Below are 22612 nucleotides of genomic sequence, written 5' to 3'. Positions count from 1 at the left end.
GTACAAATAATCACCAATCAGTACTTTGCCCCGACTAGCTCGCCCGATAAACTATAGAACACAGCATAACCTGCCCATACCACTGTTTACTGCCGGATCGCCATGATCAAACAAAACCTCCTACTCCTCTGTTTATCAACCCTGCTGCTATCAGGCTGCAGCAGCGCCCCGAAACAAGAGGCAGACGCCTATAGCGGCTCAGGTGGGATGCGGCAGTGGAATATTGACCCCACAGCCTACCTGTATCACTACGAAAATGGCTTTACCGGTACTGACGCTCTGGGGTTCGATGAACAGCTGCAAACGGTCTGGTCACGCCTGGGCGGGGCTAGCACCTGCAATATCCCTTATGACAAACAGGATATAATCCGGCGCTTGATACAACGATTTGGAGAAAAAGCGATTACTCATGAGTTGAACGGTATCGGCTTCCATAGCGTACAAAGCCGCAAAGTTCCGGGGTTTTGCTCTGATTCACGCCGACATAAAATAGTGAAAGCGATTAACCGATACCGCAAAGGCAAGTTTGACTAACCCAACAGCCGGTCTCAGGCGGTGCCCGCTTTAATCAGTACCCGTTGGCACTGCTCCGAAATTTTCGCTAACTGCGCCACCAGTTTATCGATAGGAAAGTTGATCGGTGGCCAGTGCTGATGAATACAAAACTCTGTAATAGCGCCTTTGAGCTGAGTCTTTGACCAGGCAGGCCACTCAGGATTTTTGATCATCAGCACACTGAGAAAATCGGCAAACTGCACAATCGTCAGCAGCTGTTTAAAAGGCACAGAAACCGTTTTAAACTCCCAGAGATCATAGTGGTGATGAAAACGCAGCATATTAGTAATGGTGCGTGGCAGATTCCAGTGCTGCGCTGCCAGATAGCCCACTTCGGCGTGGGTAAAGCCATAAACCTGCTGTTCAACTTCGGAGAGTTCTTCAGGGGAGTTCCAGCCCTTTATATCAACCACCTCAACCGCTTTAACAGAGATCTGCAGCAGCACAAAACGACCAATATCATGGAGTAAGCCGGACATATACGCCAGGTCAGCATTGACATTAAACCCAACTACATTCTGCGCAAGAAAACGGCTGATCCTGGCAGTTTCAAGCGAATGTCGCCAGCCAATTTTATGGCCGGGACTGGTGGGTTCAAAAACCGGCGCTGAGGACAACGTCTGCATCAGTTCCAGAGTATTGAATACGCCGATCCGTTCCAGTGCTTTTTCGATGATATAGACCGGCCTTGTGGGACCACAGGGTACGCTGTGTGCAGCCGAGAGCACTTTTGCTGCCAACGGTGGATCCTGCTCTGCCAGCTCGGCTACCTTGGAATAGAAGTCGACTGAATCATGACTCAGCAGCTTAAGTTGCTCAACGACAGTGGGCAACAACGGCAGATTATCAATTCTGTCCTTTACAAAATCGAGTGTAAAAATCCTTTTACCCTGTTCATCCATCGTCACCACCTTACGTGCGGGTCATTATTCGCGTCTGACGCTCTAATCTGAACATGACTAGCGTGTAATTATATTTATATACTCATCTTATCGGCCGTTCGAGCTTATAAAATAGCCCTGATGCAGCTTAGCGAATAACTCTATCGTTAATGCCTATCCGGCAGAATCAGACCATGGTTGTGCAGCACATCCTCGCCAAACCAGGCCAGATTTTCATGCAGCTGCACCACCTCACCGACAATAATCAGCGCCGGAGCGGGAAGCTGGGCCTGGTTCTGAAGCTCAGGCAAGCTGCTCAGGGTACCGGTCAGCACCTGCTGATCAGCCCGGGTACCGTTTGAAACGATGGCGGCAGGGGTATCGGCAGGTTTACCGTGGGCGATCAGCTGTTCACACAGTGAGCTCAACGTGTGCAGGCCCATATAGAAAACAATGGTCTGATTCGGATGCACTAACTCATCAAAATTAAGATCGGAGGTACGATTTTTCAACTGCCCGGTCACCAGTCTGACCGACTGGGCATAATCCCGGTGAGTCAGCGGAATACCCGCATAGGTTGAACAGGCACTGGCTGCGGTGATGCCGGGCACCACCTGAAAAGGGATATTGTGCTGTTTCAGGGTTTGCAGCTCTTCACCACCACGACCAAAGATAAACGGATCACCTCCCTTCAGACGCAGCACCCTGCGCCCCTGCAACGCATGTTTGACCAACAGTTCATTAATATCCTGTTGTGGTACCGCATGATTATCACGGCGTTTACCCACAAAGATACGATCTGCATCACGCCGGCAGAGGTCCACAATGGCGGGCGATACCAGCTGATCATAAAGAACAACATCGGCCTGTTGCATCAGCCTTAGCGCTTTAAAGGTCAGCAGTTCCGGGTCACCGGGTCCGCCCCCCACCAGATACACCTCCCCCACCTGATGATCGGGATCTGCCTTCTCCAGAGCCGACTCCAGCAGGGCCCGAGCCTCTTTATCCCGCCCGGCAAACACCTTCTCCGCCACCTGGCCCTGAAGAATTTTTTCCCAGAAGATTCGACGTCGTTCGACATTACTGAACGTCTCTTTCACCTGCTGGCGGAACTGCCCGACAAGTCTGCCCAGGCGACTGTAACCCTGAGGAATCCAGGTTTCCAGTTTAGCTCTCAGTAAGCGGGCCAGCACCGGCGACTCACCGCCGGAGGAGATACCGATCACGATGGGCGAGCGGTCCACAATCGCGGGAAAAATAAAGGTACACAGAGGCTGGTTATCAACAACATTAACGGGAATATGCCGCCCTACCGCATCAAAATGTACCCGCTCATTAAGCTGATCATCATCGGTCGCAGCGATCACCAGATAAACATCATTCAGCAGGCCACTGTGATATTCACCAACAATCACTTGTCCACCGTGCTGCTCAACCAGTTCAACCAGTTCAGCCTCAACCCGATGGGCAACCACGATGACTTTCGCACCGGCGCGGGTGAGCAGGGTCGCTTTACGCAGGGCAACCTGGCCACCACCGACCAGCAGCGCGGTCCGGTCATTGAGCTTAAAAAATAACGGCAGATAATCCAAAGAGGCGTCCTCAGAAAGTGCAGAGCAGATAACCCAATGAAAAAGCAGGCCTTTAACTCGCCTGAGTTCATCAGTCACTGTATCAAAAGATAGCAGAAAAGAGCCCGCAGGTAGCGGGCTTTGTGATTATCGGTGATAAATTTACTTCGGCAGAAAATCCATTACATTGATCGGTTTGGCGTCCACCTGCCCGGCTGGCGGCGTTGCAGGATGCAAACCGCATTCACGGGTTTCGGGGTTTTCCCACCACCAGCGTCCGGCCCGGACATCTTCGCCAACAGCGACCGCCCGGGTACAGGGCGCGCAACCGATACTGGGGTAATGCTGATCATGCAATGCGTTATAAGGCACTTTATTGGCGTGGATATAGGCCCACACCTCTTTTTCAGTCCAGTCCGCCAGCGGATTAAACTTGTCGATGCCATTACCTTCGTCAAACTCTTTAAAACCGATCTCGTCACGGGTAACTGACTGTTCCCGACGCAGCCCGGTAATCCAGGCAGCGCGGTTAGCCAAAGCCCGCTTCAGCGGTTTAATTTTGCGCACAAAACAGCAGCCTTTGCGCAGTTGCTGGCTTTCATAGAAGGCATTAACACCGTTACTGCGGACGTAATCTTCTACATCTGCCGCTTCGGGGTAATACACCTCAACCTTCAGGTTGCGGTAGAGAGCCTGCACATCGGTCAGCAATTTCAGCGTTTCTTCTGGCAGACGACCGGTATCCAGCACAAACATGCCGATATTCGGCGTATGTTTGCTGATCAGATCGGTAATCACCACATCTTCCGCGCCCAGACTGTTGGCAAACACAACCTTTCCGTCCGCATATTCTGCAGCGGCCTGCTGCAGTACGGTTATCGTATGGGTTACCTTCGCTTCTAACGCGGCGGTTATCTGTTCACTCATCGCTCTGGCCCTGATCAGTTCTGGCGAAAAATAGGTCGTTCATCATCAGCACTGCCCTGATAGTGCACCGGCACTTCACCAAAAGCGCTGACGATATCGTCGCTGTAACGGTCTGCCGGGATCGCAAAGGCATCAAAGCCACAGCGCTCCATATACTCCAGACGGTCACGGGTGACATCGCCCTCGGCGCGGATCTGTCCGGTAAAACCGGAACGACGCAAAATTCTGGCGAAACTAAAGCCCCGGCCATCGGTGAACGCCGGGAACTCGATCGCAACCAGTGCCACTTTATCGAGGTTTTGCAGAATCAGATTCAGATCCTGGTCACCATTGATTCGCACGCCCAGTTTGCCCGCAGCGTTGATCAGAGAGTCGGTGTGTGCAGCAAACAACTCGTAGGGCACAACAACGTTTTCATCGATATGCGCAGCGAAATTGTCTTCATCAACCAGCAACCAACTGTCGTCAGCGATAACTCGATTAATTAACAGTGGCATAAACTCTCTCCTTAAACGGTTCGACACCGATACGGCGGACGGTTTCGATAAAACGCTCATCTTCACTGCGGTTTGCAACATAAACCTGCAGGATCTTTTCAATCGTGTCGGCAACCTCCGCCTGAGGCACCGCTTTACCAATAATTTTGCCCAGAGAGGCATCCTCACGGGAGGAGCCACCCAGCGTAATCTGGTAATAATCTTCACCCCCTTTATCTACCCCCAGGATACCGATATGGGCAACATGGTGGTGAGCACAGGCATTGATACAACCTGACATATTCAATTTGATATCACCGATATCATAGAGGTAATCGAGATCATCAAACTTTTCATTGATCTGCTCAGCAACACCGAGGGTATGAGCATTTGCCAGGGAGCAGAAATCAAATCCTGGGCAGACGATCATATCGGTCAGAGTGCCAATGTTGGCCCGTGCCAGATTCAGATCACGCAGAGACTGCCACAGAGTGTACAGATCACCGGCGGCCACATGGGCGAACACCAGATTCTGATCGTGAGTGCTGCGGATCTCACCAAAGTTGAAGGTATCCGCCAGATCAGCAACCGCATCCAGCTGCACATCGGTAATATCGCCCGGTGGCTTAAGATGAGGTTTCAGAGAGATCACCACCGCGCGGTACCCGGCAACTTTGTGCTCACGGGTATTGCGCTCATACCAGGCGCGGAACTCAGCATTATCTTCCAGCTGATTTTCCAGCACAGAGATACCATCGACCGCATCAGCAGCATAGGGATGTGGTGCAAAATACCCTTTAATTTTAGCGATATACTCATCGGTCAACGCCAGCTCAGTATTACGGATCACTTCCCACTCCGCTTCAACCAGCTGACTGAACGCTTCAATGCCCAGCGCATTCACCAGAATTTTGATTCGCGCTTTGTATTTGTTATCCCGGCGACCATTGAGGTTATAAACCCGCAGAATCGCTTCCAGATAGGTCAGCAGATCATGTTTTGGCAGGAACTCACGAATCACCTTGCCAATAACAGGGGTACGCCCAAGACCACCACCGACAAGGACTTCAAAACCGATCTCACCGGCAGCATTCTTAACCATGTGCAGACCGATATCATGCACCTGCGATGCAGCGCGGTCTTCAGGACCACCAGTGACAGCAATCTTGAACTTACGCGGCAGATAAGCAAATTCCGGGTGCAGTGTCGTCCACTGACGAATCATCTCGCACCAGGGGCGCGGGTCTTCGATCTCATTGGCGATCACGCCAGCAAAATGGTCGGTAGTGGTATTGCGCAGGCAGTTACCGCTGGTCTGGATCGCATGCATCTGCACCTCAGCCAGCTCTGCCAGAATATCCGGCACCTCTTCCAGCTTCGGCCAGTTCAGCTGAACATTGGTCCGGGTGGTGAAGTGCGCATAATTTTTATCATATTTGCGGGTAATATCAGCCAGCTTACGCATCTGAACAGAGTTCATCAGACCGTAAGGTACCGCAATACGCAGCATCGGAGCCTGGCGCTGAATATAAAGGCCATTCATCAGACGCAGACCGCGGAACTCCTCATCGGGGATTTCACCTGCCAGAAAACGGCGGGTCTGATCGCGATATTGCTCAACCCGCGCATTGATCAGATTCTGATCCTGTTCATTATATTGATACATTGTCTATTACCGCCGGTTGACCGGCCCTCACCCTTAAAAATTACAATTCAAAAAATTCAGTACTACGTTTGCAACCCGTCGCTCAGCCAGCCAGTACAAAGCGCATGCCGATTGCCAGTAACAGTGTTCCCATAATGGGCTGTATCACTCTCGGCGACAGCTTACTGCCAAAATGGCTACCCAGGAAAACGCCGGGCAGCGAACCGACGACCAGACACAGCAGCAGCCAGAGATCCACATTACCCATGCCATAATGACCTGCCCCGGCAACACTGGTCAGCACCACTGCATGCACCAGATCGGTACCCACCAAGGTCTGCATAGTCATCCGCGGATAGAGCAGAATCAGCATCGCAGTACCCAGAGCCCCTGCGCCGACTGATGAGAGTGTCACCAGGCCACCGAGCAGGATGCCCATCAACAGCGTCACGCAGGGACGATAACGACGGCCATGCTTTTCAAACCGGGTGCCCTCCAGCTTAACCACCGAAGCGCGAATGCGGGCCCGGAAAAACACCGCCACGGAGGTCAGCACCAATGATATCCCCAGGGTGATATTCATCAGGCTTTCAACTTTTTCCAGACCGCCCAGCCCATCCAGATAGTTCAGTGTCAGCAACGATCCGGGGATACTACCACCCAGCAGCAAAAACACCACCTGCCACTCAACCAGTTTTTTACGGGCATAGGAGATGCTGCCGCCAAACTTAGTAATCGCCGCATACAACAGATCAGTACTGACCGCAGTCACCGGGGGAATACCGAAAACAACAATCAGAATGGGCGTCATCAAAGCTCCGCCACCAATCCCGGTCAGACCAACAATAAAACCAACCACCAGGCCGGCAAAGCTGTATGCTATTTCCATCAACGTTCTCAGCTGCCTTACTATAATAATTACCCGCCATACCGCAGACGGATCACCGCAAAATCAGAATGGGCTATAATAGCCACCGCTCTTTATAACTCAAAATAATAATTATTAATTTGTTAATTCCATTTCGATATAACAAGTCGATTTGCCATTTCCTGGCTCAAAACCAGACAGTCATTTGAATAGCGCCACCTCCTTATTCCCAAAAGTTACTAAAACATTCCAACATATTCTTTTTGATTTTAAAAATAGATCTGCCATAATAGCCGCCAATATAAGGTAGCGTGCGTCTTATGCGGGTTGATCCCTGATGATCTGCAGCCCTGCACCCTGCCATGACATTTATCAGGTATGCGGAAAGAGTTAATCATTATGAGTCAATTGCCGGAACACAGACTGACCCACCTGCGTCAGCTGGAAGCAGAAAGCATTCACATTATTCGCGAAGTGGCATCGGAGTTTGAAAACCCGGTGATGCTTTATTCTGTCGGTAAAGATTCGGCGGTAATGCTGCATCTGGCCCGCAAAGCGTTCTACCCCGGCAAACCGCCTTTTCCGCTGATGCATGTTGATACCACCTGGAAGTTTAAAGAGATGATCAGCTTCCGGGATAAGATGGCAGAGGAAGCGGGGATGGATCTGATTGTGCATATCAATCAGGAGGGTGTTGATATGGGTATCAGCCCCTTCACCCATGGTTCCAAAAAGCACACTGACATCATGAAAACTCAGGGTCTGAAGCAGGCGCTGAACAAATATAAATTTGATGCTGCTTTTGGTGGCGCACGTCGCGACGAAGAGAAGTCCCGGGCGAAAGAACGGGTGTTCTCATTCCGTGACAAAAACCACCGCTGGGACCCGAAAAACCAGCGTCCGGAGCTGTGGAACACCTTTAACACCCGCATTGATAAGGGTGAAAGTATCCGTGTCTTCCCGCTGTCCAACTGGACCGAACTGGATATCTGGCAATATATCTATCTGGAAAGCATTCCGATTGTACCGCTCTACTTTGCCGCTGAACGCCCCATCGTGGTTCGTGATGGCGTTGAAATCATGGTGGATGATGAGCGTCTGCCACTGAACGAGGGTGAAGTGCCGGAGATGAAGATGGTGCGTTTCCGTACGCTGGGCTGCTACCCACTCACCGGAGCGGTTGAGTCTTCAGCACAAACCCTGCCTGAAATTATTCAGGAGATGCTGCTGACCACCACATCCGAGCGCCAGGGCCGGGTGATCGACAACGATGGCGCGGGATCGATGGAACAGAAGAAGATGGAAGGTTACTTCTAACACTTTTGTTACTACCGACAGAATCCCAGTCACTGCACTGTACAGAATTTAGGAATACGGAACACAATCATGAGTCATCAGTCCGATCTGATCGCCAGCGATATCGAAGCTTACCTGGCACAACATGAAAATAAAGAACTCCTGCGCTTTCTCACCTGCGGTAGCGTAGATGATGGTAAATCGACCCTGATCGGTCGTCTGCTGCACGATTCCAAAATGATCTATGAAGATCAGTTAGCCGCGCTGCATGCAGATAACGCCAAAGTCGGTAATGCCGGCGAAGAACTGGATCTGGCACTGCTGGTTGATGGTCTGCAAGCCGAGCGTGAGCAGGGGATCACCATCGATGTAGCGTATCGCTATTTTTCTACCGATAAGCGTAAATTTATCATTGCCGACACTCCCGGACATGAGCAGTACACCCGCAACATGGCGACCGGCGCGTCCACCTGTGATCTGGCGATTATTCTGATCGATGCCCGCCACGGTGTTCAGGTTCAGACTAAGCGTCACAGCTTTATTGTGTCCCTGCTGGGCATCAAACACACCATCGTCGCGATCAACAAGATGGACCTGGTGGATTACAGTGAAGCCCGTTACGCAGAGATCAAGCAGGATTATCTCAACTTTGCCACCGACCTGGATCTGAAAGATATCCATTTTGTGCCATTATCAGCCCTGAAAGGCGATAACGTCGTCAATCTCAGCGAGCATATGCCCTGGTATACCGAAGCGCCGCTGATGCAATATCTGGAAACGATTGAGATCGCTAACGACCAGAACTTCGAGCAACTGCGTTTTCCGGTTCAGTATGTTAACCGCCCTAACCTGGATTTCCGTGGCTATTGCGGCACCCTGGGCTCGGGTATTGTACGCCCGGGTGATGCCATTACGGTTCTGCCATCTGGCAAAAGCAGCCGGGTTAAGTCGATTGTCTCTTTTGAAGGTGAGCTGCAGGAAGCGTTCCCACCGATGGCCGTTACCCTGACACTGGAGGATGAGATCGACATCAGCCGTGGCGATATGATCGTGCACAGCAGTGATAACACCCAGGTGAGCAACCGCTTTGATGCGATGGTTGTCTGGATGGCCGAACAGCAGCTGATTCCCGGCCGCCAATACGATATCAAACTGGCGACCCAGACCGTTGCCGGTGGTATCAGCAGTATTCGCCACTGCGTTGATGTTAACACTCAACAAGCGCACCCGGCAGCAACCCTGAAGCTGAATGAGATTGGCCGGTGCGAAATCACCCTTGAGCGCCCGGTAGTGACAGACGATTATCGTTCTCACCACACCACTGGCTCATTTATCATGATCGACCGACTCACTAACATTACAGTGGCCGCGGGTATGATCGCTGCGGCTGACGGTGAAAGCAGTGTTATCAGCGACAACCTGGTAACCACCACCAGCGCCATTAGCAAACAGGACCGGGAGCGTCGTTTTGGTCAGAAAGCGCTGACCCTGGCGATCCGCGGTGGCTCTCAGGAGCAGCGCGATACTCTGCTGTATACCACCGAGCGGCAACTGTTCAATCAGGGCCGCGCAGTGACCGTACTGAACAACACCACGCTACCTGAAATCGGCCAGGTCATCAGTCTGTTCAACGAGAACGGCCTGCTAGTACTTACCGATGCCGCGGCAACGGCATTACCAGATACCGCGCTGGTCGTTGACCTGGACGGCAGCAGTGCTGATCTGACGCTGAATGCCACAGCACAACCGGTTGCAGCCCAGGCTAATGCTATTCTGGAGCTTCTGCGCGAGAATGGCGCTATCTGATTCTGCAGGAGACTGACGACACGCTCCGGGTCTGAGGCACGTCAGCCCCGGAGCGTCGTTCAAGGGCAGACGTTACCTGTGCAACAGCCAAAACATCTGTTTTCATGACGCAGGTGCAGAAAAATTGAGGCACATCAACCATAAAGCTATACCGGAAAGCCGCTAAAATCGGTAGACTTTAGGACTTTCTAATTTTAAGGCTGTACCGGTAGCCCGATACCGGTGATGATGTAACGAATCTTATGACTGATTATCTGCTAATAATTATCAGCACCGTTCTGGTGAACAACTTTGTGTTGGTTCAGTTTCTGGGTCTGTGCCCGTTTATGGGGGTCTCCAATAAGCTTGAAACGGCGATGGGGATGTCACTGGCAACCACCTTTGTGCTGACGCTGTCGTCGATTTGCAGTTATCTCGTCTACACCTATCTGTTAGCGCCGCTGGATCTGACCTACCTGAAAACCATCTCCTTTATTCTGGTGATTGCGGTCGTCGTGCAGTTCACCGAAATGGTGGTGCGTAAAACCAGCCCCCTGCTCTACAAATTACTGGGCATCTTCCTGCCGCTGATCACCACCAACTGTGCGGTTCTCGGTGTTGCACTGCTGAACATCAAGAAGATGAATGGCTTTGTTGAATCGATCGCCTATGGTTTCGGTGCTGCAGTGGGCTTTTCTCTGGCCCTGATCCTGTTTTCCGCCATGCGGGAACGTATCACCGTTGCTGATGTACCGGTTCCCTTTCAGGGAACCGCCATCGGCATGGTGACTGCGGGCCTGATGTCACTCGCCTTCCTCGGTTTTACCGGTCTGGTTCAGTTTTAAGGAGTTACCGTGAGCGCTGTATTAATTGCCGTGCTGGTATTGTTAGGACTGGGCCTGGTATTCGGTATCCTGCTGGGCTATTCCTCAATCCGTTTTAAAGTCGAAGGCAACCCTCTGGTTGATCAGGTCGACTCACTGCTGCCGCAAACCCAGTGCGGCCAGTGTGGACATCCGGGTTGTCGTCCCTATGCCGAAGCGATAGTCAACAACGAAGAGGCGATTAACAAATGTCCGCCGGGCGGCCAAAGCACCATCGAAGCCCTGGCTGACCTGCTGGATGTCGAAGCGACGCCGCTGGATTCCGAACACAGCGAAGAGCCGGTTAAGAAAGTCGCCTATATCCGCGAAGATGAATGTATCGGTTGCACCAAGTGTATCCAGGCCTGCCCGGTGGACGCAATTCTCGGGGCAGCAAAACAGATGCACACGGTTATTGTTTCCGAATGTACTGGCTGTGACCTCTGTGTCGAGCCCTGCCCTGTTGACTGTATTGATATGCTACCCATCGAAACCACACTGAACAGCTGGCAGTGGCCAGTGCCAAAATCCGGTGTTGAACTGATTGCCACCGACCGCCATCCGGGGATCGCACTGGAGGCTGATGCATGAAAAATACGGTCAGAGTACATGGTTTTCATGGCGGCATTCACCCACCGGAAAACAAAAAACAGTCCACCGGAGCGCCTATCTCTGCAGCACCGCTGCCCTCGCGCATCGTTCTGCCACTGCAGCAACATATCGGCCTGCCTGCAGATCCGGTGGTCAATGTTGGCGACCGGGTATTAAAAGGACAACTGGTGGCTGAAGCAGTCGGCCGGATAAGCGCCAATATTCACGCCTCTATCTCCGGCACTGTCGTCGCCATCGAATCACACCCGGTGCCACATATGTCCGGCATGGAGGCGGGCTGCCTGATCATCGAATCTGACGGTAAGGATGAGTGGATCGAGCATCAGGGGCTTGCAGACTACACTCAGCTACCCAAGCCAGAACTGATTGAGTATATCCGTCAGGCAGGCATCGCCGGCATGGGCGGCGCGGGCTTTCCCACCGATGTCAAACTGCATCTGGGTGATGACCATATCGTCAACACCCTGATCATCAACGCTGCTGAGTGTGAACCCTATATCACCGCCGATGATATGCTGATGCGCGAACGTGCTGATGAGATTCTTGGCGGTATTGAGATTATCGCGCACCTGCTGCAACCATTGCATATCATGGTCGGTATCGAAGATAACAAACCACAGGCGATCCGCGCCCTGCATGCTGCTCTGGATAACAGCCCGCTGAATCTGGATATCGTTATCACACCGACGAAATACCCTTCCGGTGGTGAAAAACAGCTGATCAAACTGCTCACCGATGTCGAGGTGCCCAGCGGCAAAATTCCTGCAGATGTGGGTATTGTTTGCCAGAATGTCGGCACAACCACTGCAATTTACCGTGCGGTTGCCTATGGCGAACCACTGATTTCAAGAGTTGTAACGGTCACCGGCCAGGCCGCTGGCCACAAACAGAATTATGATGTGCGCCTTGGCACCCGTTTCTGCGATCTCCTGGATCACGCTGAAGTCAGACGCGAACAGATGCATCGACTGATTGTCGGTGGCCCGATGATGGGCATCACGGTTATCAACGAGCAGATTCCGGTTATCAAGACGACTAACTGTCTGATTGCCGGTTCTATTGAGGAGATGCCACCGCAACCACCGGCACAGGCCTGTATCCGTTGCGGCATGTGTGAGCAGGTCTGCCCGGTCGAACTGCTGCCACAGCAGCTACACTGGTTTGCTAAAGGCAAAGAGTTTGAAAAAGCCCGGCATCACAACCTGTTTGACTGTATCGAATGCGGTGCCTGCTCCTACGTCTGTCCGAGTAATATTCCACTGGTGCAGTATTATCGCTTTGCCAAAGCGGAGATTCGTAAAGAGGACGCCGAGCAACGTAAAGCAGACCATGCGCGGATCCGTTTCGAAGCTCGCATAGAGCGCCTGGAACGGGAAAAGATAGAGAAAGAAGAGCGCCGCAAGCAGCGCGCCATTGAAGCGGCAGCGGCACAGGCGGCGAAGAAAGATGCGGCCCTGAAAACCAGCGCAGTCCCCACCGCTGTTAGCGCTGCGGATGCCGCCACCGCGGATCTGAAACAGCTGAAGAGCAATGCTGCAATCGCCCGTACTAAGCTGAAGAAAGCGGAAAAAGCCCTGGCAAATGCGCAAGACAAAGGACTCGACGGTATCGAGACCCTGCAGGCGACGCTGCAACAGCTGCAGGTAAAAGCGGATCAGGCCGAGCAAGCTTATGCTGCAGCCCAGAGCACACCGGCACAGACACAGAGTCAGGCGACAACTGAGACCGACCTGAAACAGCTGAAAAACAATGCGGCAATCGCCCGTACCAAGCTGAAAAAAGCTGAAAAACTATTAGCTGCAGCGGAAGAGAGTGGCGACGGGGATTTCCACGCCCTGAAAGCCCAGGTCGCAGAGCTGCAGGAAAAAACTGCCAACGCAGAAAAAGCCTACCAAGACGCTGACAGTAGTGTAGGCACAGCCGCTGTCGCAGTTGATACGTCTGAACTGGAAGCCGACATCGCGGCGATGCAAGCTAAAGTCGATAAAGCGGCTGGTGCGTGGAAATCAGCCGTTGAATCCGGCAGCCCCGCCGCCGAGAAAATGGCTGCCGGGGTTGATAAACTTAGAGATAAACTGACAGCCCTGCAGGATGAACTGGCTAAAGCACGTGCTCTGCCTGCATCCCCGGCCTCAACAGCAGCAACCATTGACACCGCTGAACTGGAAGCCGATATCTCCGCCATGCAAGGCAAAGTTGAAAAAGCGGAAGCCGCCTGGAAAACAGCCGTTGAATCCGGCAGTCCGGCAGCCGGGAAAATGGCCGCAGGGGTTGCTAAGCTGAAAGATAAACTGCAAGCCCTGCAGGACGAACTGGCACAGGCAAACGGCAGCCCAGTGACAGCACCGGTAACCGAAACCAATACAACGCCCGTTACCGACCTTAAAACACTGAAACAGCAGGTGTCCATCATGCGCACCAAGCTGAAGAAGGCTGAAAAACTGCTGGCTGAACTCCCCGAAGGCGAGGAGGATCAGGCCTTAGTCGCAGATATAGAGGCGCTTACGCTGCGGCATGATGCGGCCAAAGCCACTCTGGATGCAGCCGAAGCGGAAAAAGCGGCAGCCGCAGCGGCACAGGGGATCGACCTGAAACAGCTGAAGATCGATGCCGCGATGGCTCGTGCAGCGGTCACTAAAGCAGAGCGGGCGCTCAGCAAAGCGGAAGATGACAGTAAGCAGTCGCTGGAAGAGGAACTTCTGGCTGCTCAGGCGCAGGCCGATCAGCTTAACTCGACCCTGAAACGTTTTTCCGAATAGCCTGTTAATCATTTTATATAGTCGTTTTTAATAATCCGTTTACGCAAAAACGGCAGACCTGAGTAAATAGAATGGCACTGATTAGAATCACATCTCCTCACGCGCACCGGGCAGGCAGTACTGGCAACGTGATGCTTACTGTGCTGATCGCCACCCTTCCCGGACTGGCGGCAATGACCTTCTTTTTTGGTTGGGGCACACTGATTCAGGTAATCTGGGGAACCTTGCTGGCCGTTGGCCTGGAAGCAGCCATCGTTAAGCTGCGTAAGCGCCCCGTCAGTTTTTATCTGACCGATTACAGTGCGGTAGTCACCGCGGTATTACTGGGTCTGGCACTACCGCCATTCGCTCCCTGGTGGGTGATGACCGTGGGTATGATCGTCGCTATCGTGATTGCCAAGCAACTCTATGGGGGTATGGGTAACAACCCGTTTAATCCCGCTATGGTGGCCTATGCCCTGCTACTGGTGTCATTTCCGGTGCAGATGACCAGCTGGACCGCACCTTTTGTGATGACCGGCGATGGCTGGTCAGTACTCTCTCTCGGCGACACCCTGAGTGCGATTTTTGGCACAGCCGGAGCCGCTGTTGATGCTCACACCATGGCGACACCGCTGGACGTGATGCGTCACCGGGGTGGCTTCACCACAGAGGAGATGTGGGTAGAAAATGCTCTGCTGGCCAACGGCATCGGAGCCTGGCATGCGGTGAGTGCGGCTTACTTTATGGGCGGCGTATTCCTGCTATACAAAAAGATCTTCACCTGGCATACCCCGGTGGCGATGCTGGCAAGCCTGGCAGGTTTTTCCACGCTGTTTTTCCTGCTAATGCCTGACCAGTATCCCGATCCGTTCTTTCATCTGACGGCCGGGGCAACCATGCTGGGCGCGTTCTTTATCGCCACCGATCCGGTCACCTCGGCCACCAGCAACAAAGGCAAACTCTGGTTTGGCGCAGGCATTGGGTTGCTGGTCTTTGTTATCCGCAGCTGGGGTAACTACCCGGATGCGGTCGCCTTTGCCGTATTGCTGATGAACCTCTGTGCACCGTTCATTGATCAGTACACTCAACCCCGCAGCTACGGCCATGCAAAACCCAACCGGGGGATGAAATAATGGAGATGTTTACCGCTATCCGCAACAGTGCGCTGGGACTGAGCATCTTTGCTGTGATTACATCCGGGGCTATTGCGCTGACACAGGTGTCAACCAAAGACCAGATCGAGTTCAATGAGCGCGAGGCTCGGGCTAAAGCACTCTATCAGATCGTCCCTAAAGAAAGCATCGATAACAACCTGCTGGAAGACACTGTCGAGATCGACGAACCAGCTCTCACCGCCAGCAACCAGCCTGTCGAAGCATTTCTCGCCCGCAGGAATGGCCAGGTAACTACGGTTATCATTCCGGTTACCGCCCCTGATGGTTATACCGGCAATATCAATATGATCGTCGGTATCAATGCCGATGAGTCGGTTGCCGGTGTCAGGGTTCTGGCGCATAAAGAGACCCCGGGACTAGGGGATAAGGTCGAATTGAAAAAATCCAACTGGCTACACAACTTTGACGGTCAGCGCTATGAGGGGGATGATGATCCCTCCTGGGCAGTGAAAAAGGATGGCGGGCGGTTTGACCAGTTTACCGGGGCAACTATCACCCCTCGTGCGGTGGTTAACGCAACAGCCCGGGCTATCCATTATTTCCGGGAACACAAAACCGAGTTACTGGACAGCAAGCCTGACCTGAACGCCAAACCGGCGGGAGCTGAATAATATGGCGAATGATTATAGAAAAATTACCCTCGATGGACTCTGGGACAACAATCCGGCACTGGTACAGCTGCTTGGCCTCTGCCCTCTGTTAGCGGTCACCGGTACCGTCGTCAACGCCATGGGCCTGGGTCTTGCCAGTACCATCGTACTGATGGGCTCAAACCTCAGTATTTCGATGTTCCGCAAATTCATTCCGGAATCGGTACGGCTGCCCGTCTTCGTCATGATCATCGCCTCATTTGTGACCTGTATCGAACTGCTGATGCAGGCATTTACCTATGAGCTCTATACTATCCTCGGAATTTTCATCCCCCTGATTGTGACCAACTGCTGCATCATGGGCCGGGCGGACGCCTTTGCGATTAAAAACCCGGTCGGTGCATCCCTGCTGGATGGCGCCATGATGGGACTCGGTTTCACCCTGGTGCTGATGGTGCTCGGTGGCATGCGAGAAATACTTGGCCTCGGCACCCTGTTCAGCGATATGCAGCTCCTGTTTGGCCCCGGCGCTGAAAGCTGGAAAATCGTCATTCTAGATGACTATGTCGGCTTCCTCTTTGCTATCCTGCCGCCGGGTGCTTTCGTGGGTATGGGGTTGCTGATCGCTCTGAAAAACATCATCGATAAACGGCTGGAAGAGCGGCGGAAGGCTCCCGTAGCGCCAACCGAAACCACCGCGGAATCACGTCGTGTACGGGTAACGGGGAATATCTCTTAGCCCATAAAAATATCTTGCAGTGCTAACACTGCAGTTAGCTAACCGTTTAAGACAACAAAAAAGCGACTGTATAGTCGCTTTTTCAGTAACATACTGTAACCAAACCCGTAAGTTAAATTCCAAGTTGCGCTATTAGTTCAGTTATTGTTGTCTCAATCTGCTGTTTGAGAGCTTTATCAATCATACGTTGCTGATCAGTCGTTAACTCTGCCCACTGCGCAGGTAAATCAGTAATTTCCAACTCTGTAACACCCTGTTTATAAAATGCATCACCCTGCTTAGACCCTTTAAAATATGGTCCCATATTAAGAGCGACATAAACAATGGGTTTTTTCTTCATTCCCAGGAAGGATCGCTGAAATACGCCATATCCATAGGTATCTGGTAAGCCATACATATCACGAGGAACCAACTCTATAAGCAGATCAAATTTTGAGCGACTCTGCTCGCTGTTTTCTTTAACAAACTCAGCTTTAAAACCTTTTTCGTTGAAGTAAGCAATAGCAGCGTCTGTTACTTTTTCATAATAATCAGTGCCCGGCAGACTGTCATACTGATTGTTGAAAATCGTTGTACCGATATTCACTAAAGTTGGACTCTGCGGAAAACTATTCACGATTCCAACCGTTTGGATTGTGTCTATTTTGTCTCTCGACATCGGGCCAGCACATGCAGCACATAAACTGACAAGCATCCCCACTAGGGCAAATTTACAATAGTTATTCATCGGTCCTCCGATTGAAGAGATAACGCTTAGGAATTGAGTCATGCAGACGTACTGACTCAACACAGTGCGTTTTATGAAACGATAAAATGCCTCAAAAGGCATGTTCTGAATACAAAACCAGGTGGGATAAAATCCTTTTCCTCATTACCGAAGCATGAGATTTCCTGTTCAAGCGCCACCGATATTGCTATAAATCGCAGAAAAGGTCTACATGAGAACGAAGAACAACTTAGTCCCGATCAAAACACTGAAAAGATCTTTAGTGGGTTTTATAAAAAGCTGTAAAGCAATATCAGAAACTGGCACTCTTTCTAAGAAACCTCTATTCTCTCCAATCCACTGATAGCCTTCATGAGCACGTTGATGTTGTACTCCATCAAAAAACTGAAAGAAACCTTTCGAGCAGTCGGTTTTTCAACCGAACCTGCTCTGAAAAAAATCGATCTGTCTGATCCTGAAAATGCATCAATTCTACAGATCATCATTATCCGGCCTACCCGGTATGATGATGAGGGCTATCCTATTCAGTGGCATCGTTCCTCACTGCCCTCCAACTCGCTGGCATGTATAAATGGTATCGCACTGGACTCAGCACGAAGAAAAGTGCTGGGACAGCATATCTCGATTAAGGTAACCGCATTTGACGAAGCCAGTGAAGTGATTGACTACCCAAAGCTGGTAAAGCAGATCAATCAGAGCCGACAAAAATTCTTGATATGCCTGGCGGGTGTCCAAAGTAATCAGTTCCCCAGAGCGATCGATATAGCAAAAAACTTCACTGACTCTCGGGCTCTGGTCTGCATGGGTGGTTTCCATGTAACCGGATCTATCAGTATGCTAAAAAGCCTGCCGCCCGAACTTTCAGATGCCCAGTCAATCGGCGTGTCGCTGTTTTCAGGAGAGGCTGAGAACAAACGCTTCGACCAGGTTGTACAAGACGCATGGCATAACGAACTCAAGCCATTATACGATTTCACTGATGACCTTGCTGATCTTGAAAATCAGCCGATGCCCTTTCTACCAAAAGAGATGGTAGAAAAAAACATATCCAATGCAACTACCTTTGACCTGGGAAGAGGATGCCCTTTCACCTGCTCTTTTTGCTGCATTATTAACGTTCAGGGGCGTAAAAGTCGCTCCCGCAGTGTCGCTGACCTGGAAGCAACCGTACGACAAATTGTTGCAAATGGGCATGAATACCTGTTCATTACTGATGATAATCTGGCCCGTAATAAAGATTGGGAAGCTCATTTTGACCGATTGATCGAGTTGCGTGAACAAGGCATCAGTCTCAGCTTAATTATTCAGGTTGATACTCTTTGCCATAAAATACCCCGCTTTATTGAAAAAGCAGTTGCTGCTGGCGTATCTCAAGTGTTTGTTGGGCTAGAAAACATAAACCCTGATAATCTTATCGCGATGAAAAAGCGGCAAAATAAGATTACAGAATACAGAAAGATGCTTTTGGAATGGAAAAAGTACCCGGTGGTTATCTGGGGAGCCTACATTCTGGGACTGCCTGGAGATACCCGGGAGTCTATCTTACGAGATATTGACATTATCAAAGCAGAACTGCCGATTGATCTATTTAATCCTTCTATTCTCACCCCCCTGCCAGGCTCAGAAGATCACCTGAATATGGTTAATCAGGGGATATGGATGGATCCTGATCTGAATAAGTATGATCTTGCCCATTGCGTTATTCATCACCCTAACATTAAAAATGAAGATTTTGACCAACTCTATAAGGACGCCTGGGATCGTTACTACACCCACGAACATATGGAGACGATTCTTAAACGTATGTTTGCACTTGGCAGCAATAAAAAGATGATTACTGTCGAGCGACTCACCGCATTCGGTGTTATCACCAGGGTCAATAACATCAGATCCTATGACATGGGTTTAATCAGAAGAAAGGATAGAAACTCCCGTCGCGAGGGCTATGAAACAGAGCCGTTTTTCCACTTTCACTTTAACCATATCTACTCCTCAGTAAAAAACCTTTCGATTATTATTTTCGAATACTACAAACTCTATAAAGTGATGAAACGGATTCACCGGGATCCGCAGCGGCTCAGCTATACCGATACGGCTATCAGCTGGCCTGACGATAACGAGTTGGAAGTGCTCCAGCTATTTACTGATACCAAGGGTGGTAAAGCCGCTGTTGACAAGCATACGCACCTGAAAGAGAAACGAGCACGGGAAGCCGCTACTGGTGTTGATTGACAAGCTCTCCCTATTGTAAATTCACCCGGTTGTAGCCGCCTTCAACCGCACTGGTGCCACATGAAAGCGGTCGTCTGTAGCACCTTAAATCAGTTTAGTGGCTATACGGTGCTCCATTGTTTGATTAGTGCTATGATGAAGCGTCCTTCCTGCACATCATCTCTAATCTCTCCTGTGTAGCCTCGGCTAAGTTCGAAAGCTCCATTATCACTCTCTATCCGTTTTTCAGACACAGTAGCACTCATCAGCAACACGATGATTGGCCTGATGAACAAGGAGTGGTTGTGGTTGTTCTGTAAATATTCAATATTTCCTGGAGCACTAAAATGAGCAAAGATAAGAACAGTAAAAAAGAGTCGAAGAAAAAGCCTCTCCTGACGCAGAAAGAAAAAAAAGCAGCGAAACGAGATAAGGTGGAATCCGTCGGTCTGCTGGGTGAGCACCGGAGTCATTAAGCCGGGTCAATCATCCGGCAGACAGATGATATTGGGGTTAATCTGATAATAAAAAAGCGACTTTAGTGTCGCTTTTTTATTCGTTTGCGGATTAAACCGGCTTCTTCCCCGGCTTTGCCAGAATTTCCAGATAAAAGGATTCCAGCTGTTGCGCTTCGATCTCAGAGATTTTTTTATTGATCTCAGACAGATGGATCACTTCACAGCTAGCCTCATCAGTTCCGAAACGACAGTCAAAGTCCCAGAAGTCTGCATTTTCTGGCAGCGCCTTGTTGCGTTCTCGTCTTATATATTTCTTAACTTCATGCTTGATAGCATCAACATGCCGGGGAACGCTGAGCTTGGGGTGCGTTAAGTGAAACGTCTTTTTCATTGTGATTCCATTAAGGGTAACAGGTGCGGACCGATCATGACCGTACGGCTATAGGTATCAGATGAGAATATCGGAACCGGAGCGTAATAACAGCTAACGATTCATAAAATCCTCTATATAGAGTGCTATTCTTTCGCTCAGATGGACTTCGAGTTCATCAGGAGTTCTGCCGAAAAGTTCTAAATATCGTGCAGCCTGAGAGTAGCTTATTCTTTTACCGACAACATTATATTCTATTTCCAGATCGGTTTTACTGTTTCGGGGAATGATATTCCAGCTTATCAGGTCACAATCCAGTGATTCGATACTCTGCTGCGCAAAGTCGCAAAACGCCGCAACCAGAGATCCCCCCTCAGGCCCCAGACAACCAGCCTCAACCCGATAGGTGACCACCAGCTTTTTATCCTCTGACAGAGGCAAACTACCCACCATATACACTAGTCATCTATTCTAACCGTATAAATAATATTCACAGAACCCATATAAAATTCCAGACAACCAAACTATAGCCTTGATGTTCTATCAATTACTATAACACCAAAGCGCTATCCGGCAGATTTCAACTGCATAGCGTTGAGTCCTGGAAGAACCCTCTGATCAGTTGCCCCGGGGATCCGTCCCCGCTAACATAGCTCCCCTCAACAGCAATAGTTATCCGGGAAGTTATGAACGCCGCAAAACGTCACCAGATATTCTCCCGCCTGCGGGAAGCTAACCCCAACCCCGTCACCGAGTTGGAATACAGCAATCCATTTGAGCTGCTGGTAGCTGTGACACTGTCAGCCCAGGCTACCGATGTGGGGGTAAATAAAGCAACCCGAAAATTGTTCCCGGTTGCGAATACGCCGGAAGCGATCTATGCACTGGGTGTCGATGGTTTGAAGACGTATATAAAAACCATCGGACTCTATAACGCTAAAGCCGAGAATATAATTAAAGCGTGCAAAATGCTGATTGATCTGCATGATTCTGTGGTGCCTGACAACCGCGAAGCACTTGAAGCACTGCCCGGCGTCGGTCGAAAAACCGCCAACGTGGTTCTCAATACTGCATTTGGGCAGCCAGCCATGGCCGTCGACACTCACATATTCAGAGTATCAAACCGGACTAAGATCGCACCGGGTAAGAATGTCCTTGAGGTAGAGCAGAAACTGATGCGTTTTGTCCCCAGGGAGTTTTTAATTGATGCTCACCACTGGCTGATTCTCCACGGCCGTTATACCTGTGTTGCCCGTAAGCCCAGATGCGGTTCCTGCCTGATAGAAGATCTGTGTGAATATAAAGATAAAACAGAATAGCCCTGCCGACTCAACCGCCCGGCGCCCCATGTGCCCTTTTACTATCCATATTTACATCACCGCTTTATCAGCGTTCGATGAAAAACCAATGTTTGTGTTTTCTGGCAACGCCCCCGAAGCTGGTCAACCTCATCAGGACTGAGCCAACTGCTCACCCAGCCGTTTATCGCATCGTTGGTTGAGGGGGTTTTGCTCCAGTCCTTATAGGCCTTCACATGCTGGAGAGTTATCCCATAGTTGGTGCATTCATTCAAAGTACAGCGCACAGGAAAACGACCATTGCGGTCAAACTGCTCATTGATCCAACGAATAGCTTCCTGAGTATCCTCATTGGTAAGTTTCATAGCCCCTCCGACAGTTTTGCAGACAAGACGGGTTCATCAGCAATGAATGCACTTTAATAGGTTTAAGAAGGCTGGAAATTGACCGGGATCATCGCAAGCAAACTCATCATTTACATTTCATCTGACTGTCATTTTTCAGCGTCAGTAACCTTAGATATTCCCCCGAAAGCACAGTTATCAACCGCAATAGTTGTACACAATTTCTGTGGATAAAACTGTGAATAGTATTGGGGTAGTTTGCTAAAACTCCCGTGGTTATTGGCCCGGAAACAAATCGTTCACATAAACGACAAGCAATTTTTATATCATATATTTCAATAAGTTATGTAATTCAACAAGTATTTAGAAAACGCTTATCTTATTTCTGACATACCTCTCAAAAATATTTATTTCTGCTGTGAATTAAATATTGCAATTTGATTAAAGCCGCTGTTTCAACGGCTAAAACGAAAGTAGTTA

22 protein-coding genes are annotated in these 22612 nt (G+C 50.5%); 12 read left to right on the top strand and 10 right to left on the bottom strand.

Going from position 1 to position 22612, the window contains the following annotated elements; all coding sequences use genetic code 11:
- Positions 1–102 precede the first annotated feature (102 nt).
- On the top strand, positions 103–534 hold the full coding sequence (locus ACQY8X_RS05280) for a hypothetical protein (RefSeq protein ID WP_428034102.1): 432 nt from the start codon (positions 103–105) through the stop codon (positions 532–534).
- A 14-nt stretch (positions 535–548) separates the two neighbouring features.
- Here the strand turns inward: ACQY8X_RS05280 and ACQY8X_RS05275 are convergent, their stop codons facing one another.
- From ACQY8X_RS05275 to ACQY8X_RS05250, 6 genes are all read right to left on the bottom strand, one after another.
- On the bottom strand, positions 549–1457 hold the full coding sequence (locus tag ACQY8X_RS05275) for an HDOD domain-containing protein (protein WP_428034101.1): 909 nt from the start codon (positions 1455–1457) through the stop codon (positions 549–551).
- 146 nt (positions 1458–1603) lie between these two features.
- Positions 1604–3028, bottom strand: a complete 1425-nt coding sequence (gene cysG, locus ACQY8X_RS05270) for a siroheme synthase CysG (protein ID WP_428034100.1) — start codon at positions 3026–3028, stop codon at positions 1604–1606.
- A gap of 141 nt (positions 3029–3169) precedes the next feature.
- On the bottom strand, positions 3170–3934 hold the full coding sequence (locus ACQY8X_RS05265; protein WP_428034099.1) for a phosphoadenylyl-sulfate reductase: 765 nt from the start codon (positions 3932–3934) through the stop codon (positions 3170–3172).
- Positions 3935–3948: 14 nt separating this feature from the next.
- A complete protein-coding gene (locus ACQY8X_RS05260) occupies positions 3949–4431 on the bottom strand; it encodes a DUF934 domain-containing protein (RefSeq protein ID WP_428034098.1) in 483 nt (160 codons plus the stop codon).
- On the bottom strand, positions 4415–6076 hold the full coding sequence (locus ACQY8X_RS05255; protein ID WP_428034097.1) for a nitrite/sulfite reductase: 1662 nt from the start codon (positions 6074–6076) through the stop codon (positions 4415–4417). The genes ACQY8X_RS05260 and ACQY8X_RS05255 overlap by 17 nt, the downstream gene beginning before the upstream one ends.
- A gap of 82 nt (positions 6077–6158) precedes the next feature.
- Positions 6159–6944 (bottom strand): sulfite exporter TauE/SafE family protein, encoded by a 786-nt coding sequence (locus ACQY8X_RS05250; protein WP_428034096.1) that lies wholly within the window; start codon positions 6942–6944, stop codon positions 6159–6161.
- 378 nt (positions 6945–7322) lie between these two features.
- On the opposite strand from ACQY8X_RS05250, the gene cysD reads away from it, so the two are divergent.
- The 8 genes from cysD (at position 7323) to ACQY8X_RS05210 (ending at position 16724) form a co-directional block, all read left to right on the top strand.
- Positions 7323–8240: a sulfate adenylyltransferase subunit CysD gene (gene cysD / locus ACQY8X_RS05245; RefSeq protein ID WP_428034095.1), complete on the top strand. Its 918-nt coding sequence runs from the start codon at positions 7323–7325 to the stop codon at positions 8238–8240.
- A gap of 69 nt (positions 8241–8309) precedes the next feature.
- Positions 8310–10025 carry a sulfate adenylyltransferase subunit CysN gene (gene cysN, locus ACQY8X_RS05240; protein ID WP_428034094.1) on the top strand — a complete coding sequence of 572 codons (1716 nt, stop codon included), beginning with the start codon at positions 8310–8312 and terminating at the stop codon, positions 10023–10025.
- Positions 10026–10267: 242 nt separating this feature from the next.
- The gene (gene rsxA / locus ACQY8X_RS05235) at positions 10268–10849 is read left to right on the top strand and encodes an electron transport complex subunit RsxA (protein ID WP_428034093.1); all 582 of its coding nucleotides are present in this window, start codon (positions 10268–10270) and stop codon (positions 10847–10849) included.
- A 9-nt stretch (positions 10850–10858) separates the two neighbouring features.
- Positions 10859–11458 carry an electron transport complex subunit RsxB gene (gene rsxB / locus ACQY8X_RS05230; protein ID WP_428034092.1) on the top strand — a complete coding sequence of 200 codons (600 nt, stop codon included), beginning with the start codon at positions 10859–10861 and terminating at the stop codon, positions 11456–11458.
- Positions 11455–14238, top strand: coding sequence for an electron transport complex subunit RsxC (gene rsxC, locus ACQY8X_RS05225; RefSeq protein ID WP_428034091.1), 2784 nt, complete (start codon positions 11455–11457; stop codon positions 14236–14238). Before rsxB ends, rsxC begins: the two co-directional genes overlap by 4 nt.
- A 71-nt stretch (positions 14239–14309) precedes the next feature.
- Complete coding sequence (gene rsxD / locus ACQY8X_RS05220; RefSeq protein ID WP_428034090.1) at positions 14310–15353, top strand: electron transport complex subunit RsxD; 1044 nt, start codon at positions 14310–14312, stop codon at positions 15351–15353.
- The gene (gene rsxG, locus ACQY8X_RS05215; RefSeq protein WP_428034089.1) at positions 15353–16006 is read left to right on the top strand and encodes an electron transport complex subunit RsxG; all 654 of its coding nucleotides are present in this window, start codon (positions 15353–15355) and stop codon (positions 16004–16006) included. The genes rsxD and rsxG overlap by 1 nt, the downstream gene beginning before the upstream one ends.
- 1 nt (position 16007) lies before the next feature.
- Positions 16008–16724 (top strand): electron transport complex subunit E, encoded by a 717-nt coding sequence (locus ACQY8X_RS05210; RefSeq protein WP_428034088.1) that lies wholly within the window; start codon positions 16008–16010, stop codon positions 16722–16724.
- Between the two features lie 112 nt (positions 16725–16836).
- On the opposite strand, the gene ACQY8X_RS05205 is transcribed toward ACQY8X_RS05210, so the two are convergent.
- Positions 16837–17451, bottom strand: coding sequence for a hypothetical protein (locus ACQY8X_RS05205; RefSeq protein ID WP_428034087.1), 615 nt, complete (start codon positions 17449–17451; stop codon positions 16837–16839).
- An 834-nt stretch (positions 17452–18285) separates the two neighbouring features.
- Between ACQY8X_RS05205 and ACQY8X_RS05200 the strand changes: the two genes are divergently transcribed.
- Positions 18286–19683 (top strand): B12-binding domain-containing radical SAM protein, encoded by a 1398-nt coding sequence (locus tag ACQY8X_RS05200; protein ID WP_428034086.1) that lies wholly within the window; start codon positions 18286–18288, stop codon positions 19681–19683.
- Positions 19684–20009: 326 nt separating this feature from the next.
- Positions 20010–20138, top strand: a complete 129-nt coding sequence (locus ACQY8X_RS05195) for a hypothetical protein (RefSeq protein ID WP_299199124.1) — start codon at positions 20010–20012, stop codon at positions 20136–20138.
- A 91-nt stretch (positions 20139–20229) separates the two neighbouring features.
- Here ACQY8X_RS05195 and ACQY8X_RS05190 read toward each other — a convergent pair whose 3' ends face one another.
- Together ACQY8X_RS05190 and ACQY8X_RS05185 are read right to left on the bottom strand one after the other, a co-directional pair.
- Positions 20230–20511: a DUF6172 family protein gene (locus tag ACQY8X_RS05190; protein ID WP_428034085.1), complete on the bottom strand. Its 282-nt coding sequence runs from the start codon at positions 20509–20511 to the stop codon at positions 20230–20232.
- Positions 20512–20604: 93 nt separating this feature from the next.
- Positions 20605–20940, bottom strand: coding sequence for a hypothetical protein (locus ACQY8X_RS05185; protein ID WP_428034112.1), 336 nt, complete (start codon positions 20938–20940; stop codon positions 20605–20607).
- Between the two features lie 236 nt (positions 20941–21176).
- Here ACQY8X_RS05185 and nth point away from each other — a divergent pair, with 236 nt between their 5' ends.
- Positions 21177–21809: an endonuclease III gene (gene nth, locus ACQY8X_RS05180; RefSeq protein ID WP_428034084.1), complete on the top strand. Its 633-nt coding sequence runs from the start codon at positions 21177–21179 to the stop codon at positions 21807–21809.
- A gap of 56 nt (positions 21810–21865) precedes the next feature.
- Here the strand turns inward: nth and ACQY8X_RS05175 are convergent, their stop codons facing one another.
- Complete coding sequence (locus ACQY8X_RS05175) at positions 21866–22153, bottom strand: hypothetical protein (protein WP_428034083.1); 288 nt, start codon at positions 22151–22153, stop codon at positions 21866–21868.
- Positions 22154–22612: the final 459 nt, after the last annotated feature.

It is taken from the genome of Amphritea sp. (assembly GCF_050300915.1).
Classification (GTDB): domain Bacteria; phylum Pseudomonadota; class Gammaproteobacteria; order Pseudomonadales; family Balneatricaceae; genus Amphritea.
This window is presented reverse-complemented; position numbering and strand designations above follow the sequence as displayed.

What these genes read in the sequence shown, in the direction of transcription:
- rsxA (WP_428034093.1), top strand. Translation starts at nt 10,268, where the DNA reads ATGACTGATTATCTGCTAATAATTATCAGCACCGTTCTGGTGAACAAC.
- nth (WP_428034084.1), top strand. Translation starts at nt 21,177, where the DNA reads ATGAACGCCGCAAAACGTCACCAGATATTCTCCCGCCTGCGGGAAGCT.
- ACQY8X_RS05210 (WP_428034088.1), top strand. Translation starts at nt 16,008, where the DNA reads ATGGCGAATGATTATAGAAAAATTACCCTCGATGGACTCTGGGACAAC.
- ACQY8X_RS05280 (WP_428034102.1), top strand. Translation starts at nt 103, where the DNA reads ATGATCAAACAAAACCTCCTACTCCTCTGTTTATCAACCCTGCTGCTA.
- cysN (WP_428034094.1), top strand. Translation starts at nt 8,310, where the DNA reads ATGAGTCATCAGTCCGATCTGATCGCCAGCGATATCGAAGCTTACCTG.
- ACQY8X_RS05175 (WP_428034083.1), bottom strand. Translation starts at nt 22,153, where the DNA reads ATGAAACTTACCAATGAGGATACTCAGGAAGCTATTCGTTGGATCAAT.
- ACQY8X_RS05200 (WP_428034086.1), top strand. Translation starts at nt 18,286, where the DNA reads ATGCTAAAAAGCCTGCCGCCCGAACTTTCAGATGCCCAGTCAATCGGC.
- ACQY8X_RS05195 (WP_299199124.1), top strand. Translation starts at nt 20,010, where the DNA reads ATGAGCAAAGATAAGAACAGTAAAAAAGAGTCGAAGAAAAAGCCTCTC.
- ACQY8X_RS05255 (WP_428034097.1), bottom strand. Translation starts at nt 6,076, where the DNA reads ATGTATCAATATAATGAACAGGATCAGAATCTGATCAATGCGCGGGTT.
- rsxD (WP_428034090.1), top strand. Translation starts at nt 14,310, where the DNA reads ATGGCACTGATTAGAATCACATCTCCTCACGCGCACCGGGCAGGCAGT.
- cysD (WP_428034095.1), top strand. Translation starts at nt 7,323, where the DNA reads ATGAGTCAATTGCCGGAACACAGACTGACCCACCTGCGTCAGCTGGAA.
- ACQY8X_RS05265 (WP_428034099.1), bottom strand. Translation starts at nt 3,934, where the DNA reads ATGAGTGAACAGATAACCGCCGCGTTAGAAGCGAAGGTAACCCATACG.
- rsxG (WP_428034089.1), top strand. Translation starts at nt 15,353, where the DNA reads ATGGAGATGTTTACCGCTATCCGCAACAGTGCGCTGGGACTGAGCATC.
- ACQY8X_RS05190 (WP_428034085.1), bottom strand. Translation starts at nt 20,511, where the DNA reads ATGAAAAAGACGTTTCACTTAACGCACCCCAAGCTCAGCGTTCCCCGG.
- ACQY8X_RS05275 (WP_428034101.1), bottom strand. Translation starts at nt 1,457, where the DNA reads ATGGATGAACAGGGTAAAAGGATTTTTACACTCGATTTTGTAAAGGAC.
- rsxC (WP_428034091.1), top strand. Translation starts at nt 11,455, where the DNA reads ATGAAAAATACGGTCAGAGTACATGGTTTTCATGGCGGCATTCACCCA.
- ACQY8X_RS05250 (WP_428034096.1), bottom strand. Translation starts at nt 6,944, where the DNA reads ATGGAAATAGCATACAGCTTTGCCGGCCTGGTGGTTGGTTTTATTGTT.
- ACQY8X_RS05260 (WP_428034098.1), bottom strand. Translation starts at nt 4,431, where the DNA reads ATGCCACTGTTAATTAATCGAGTTATCGCTGACGACAGTTGGTTGCTG.
- ACQY8X_RS05205 (WP_428034087.1), bottom strand. Translation starts at nt 17,451, where the DNA reads ATGAATAACTATTGTAAATTTGCCCTAGTGGGGATGCTTGTCAGTTTA.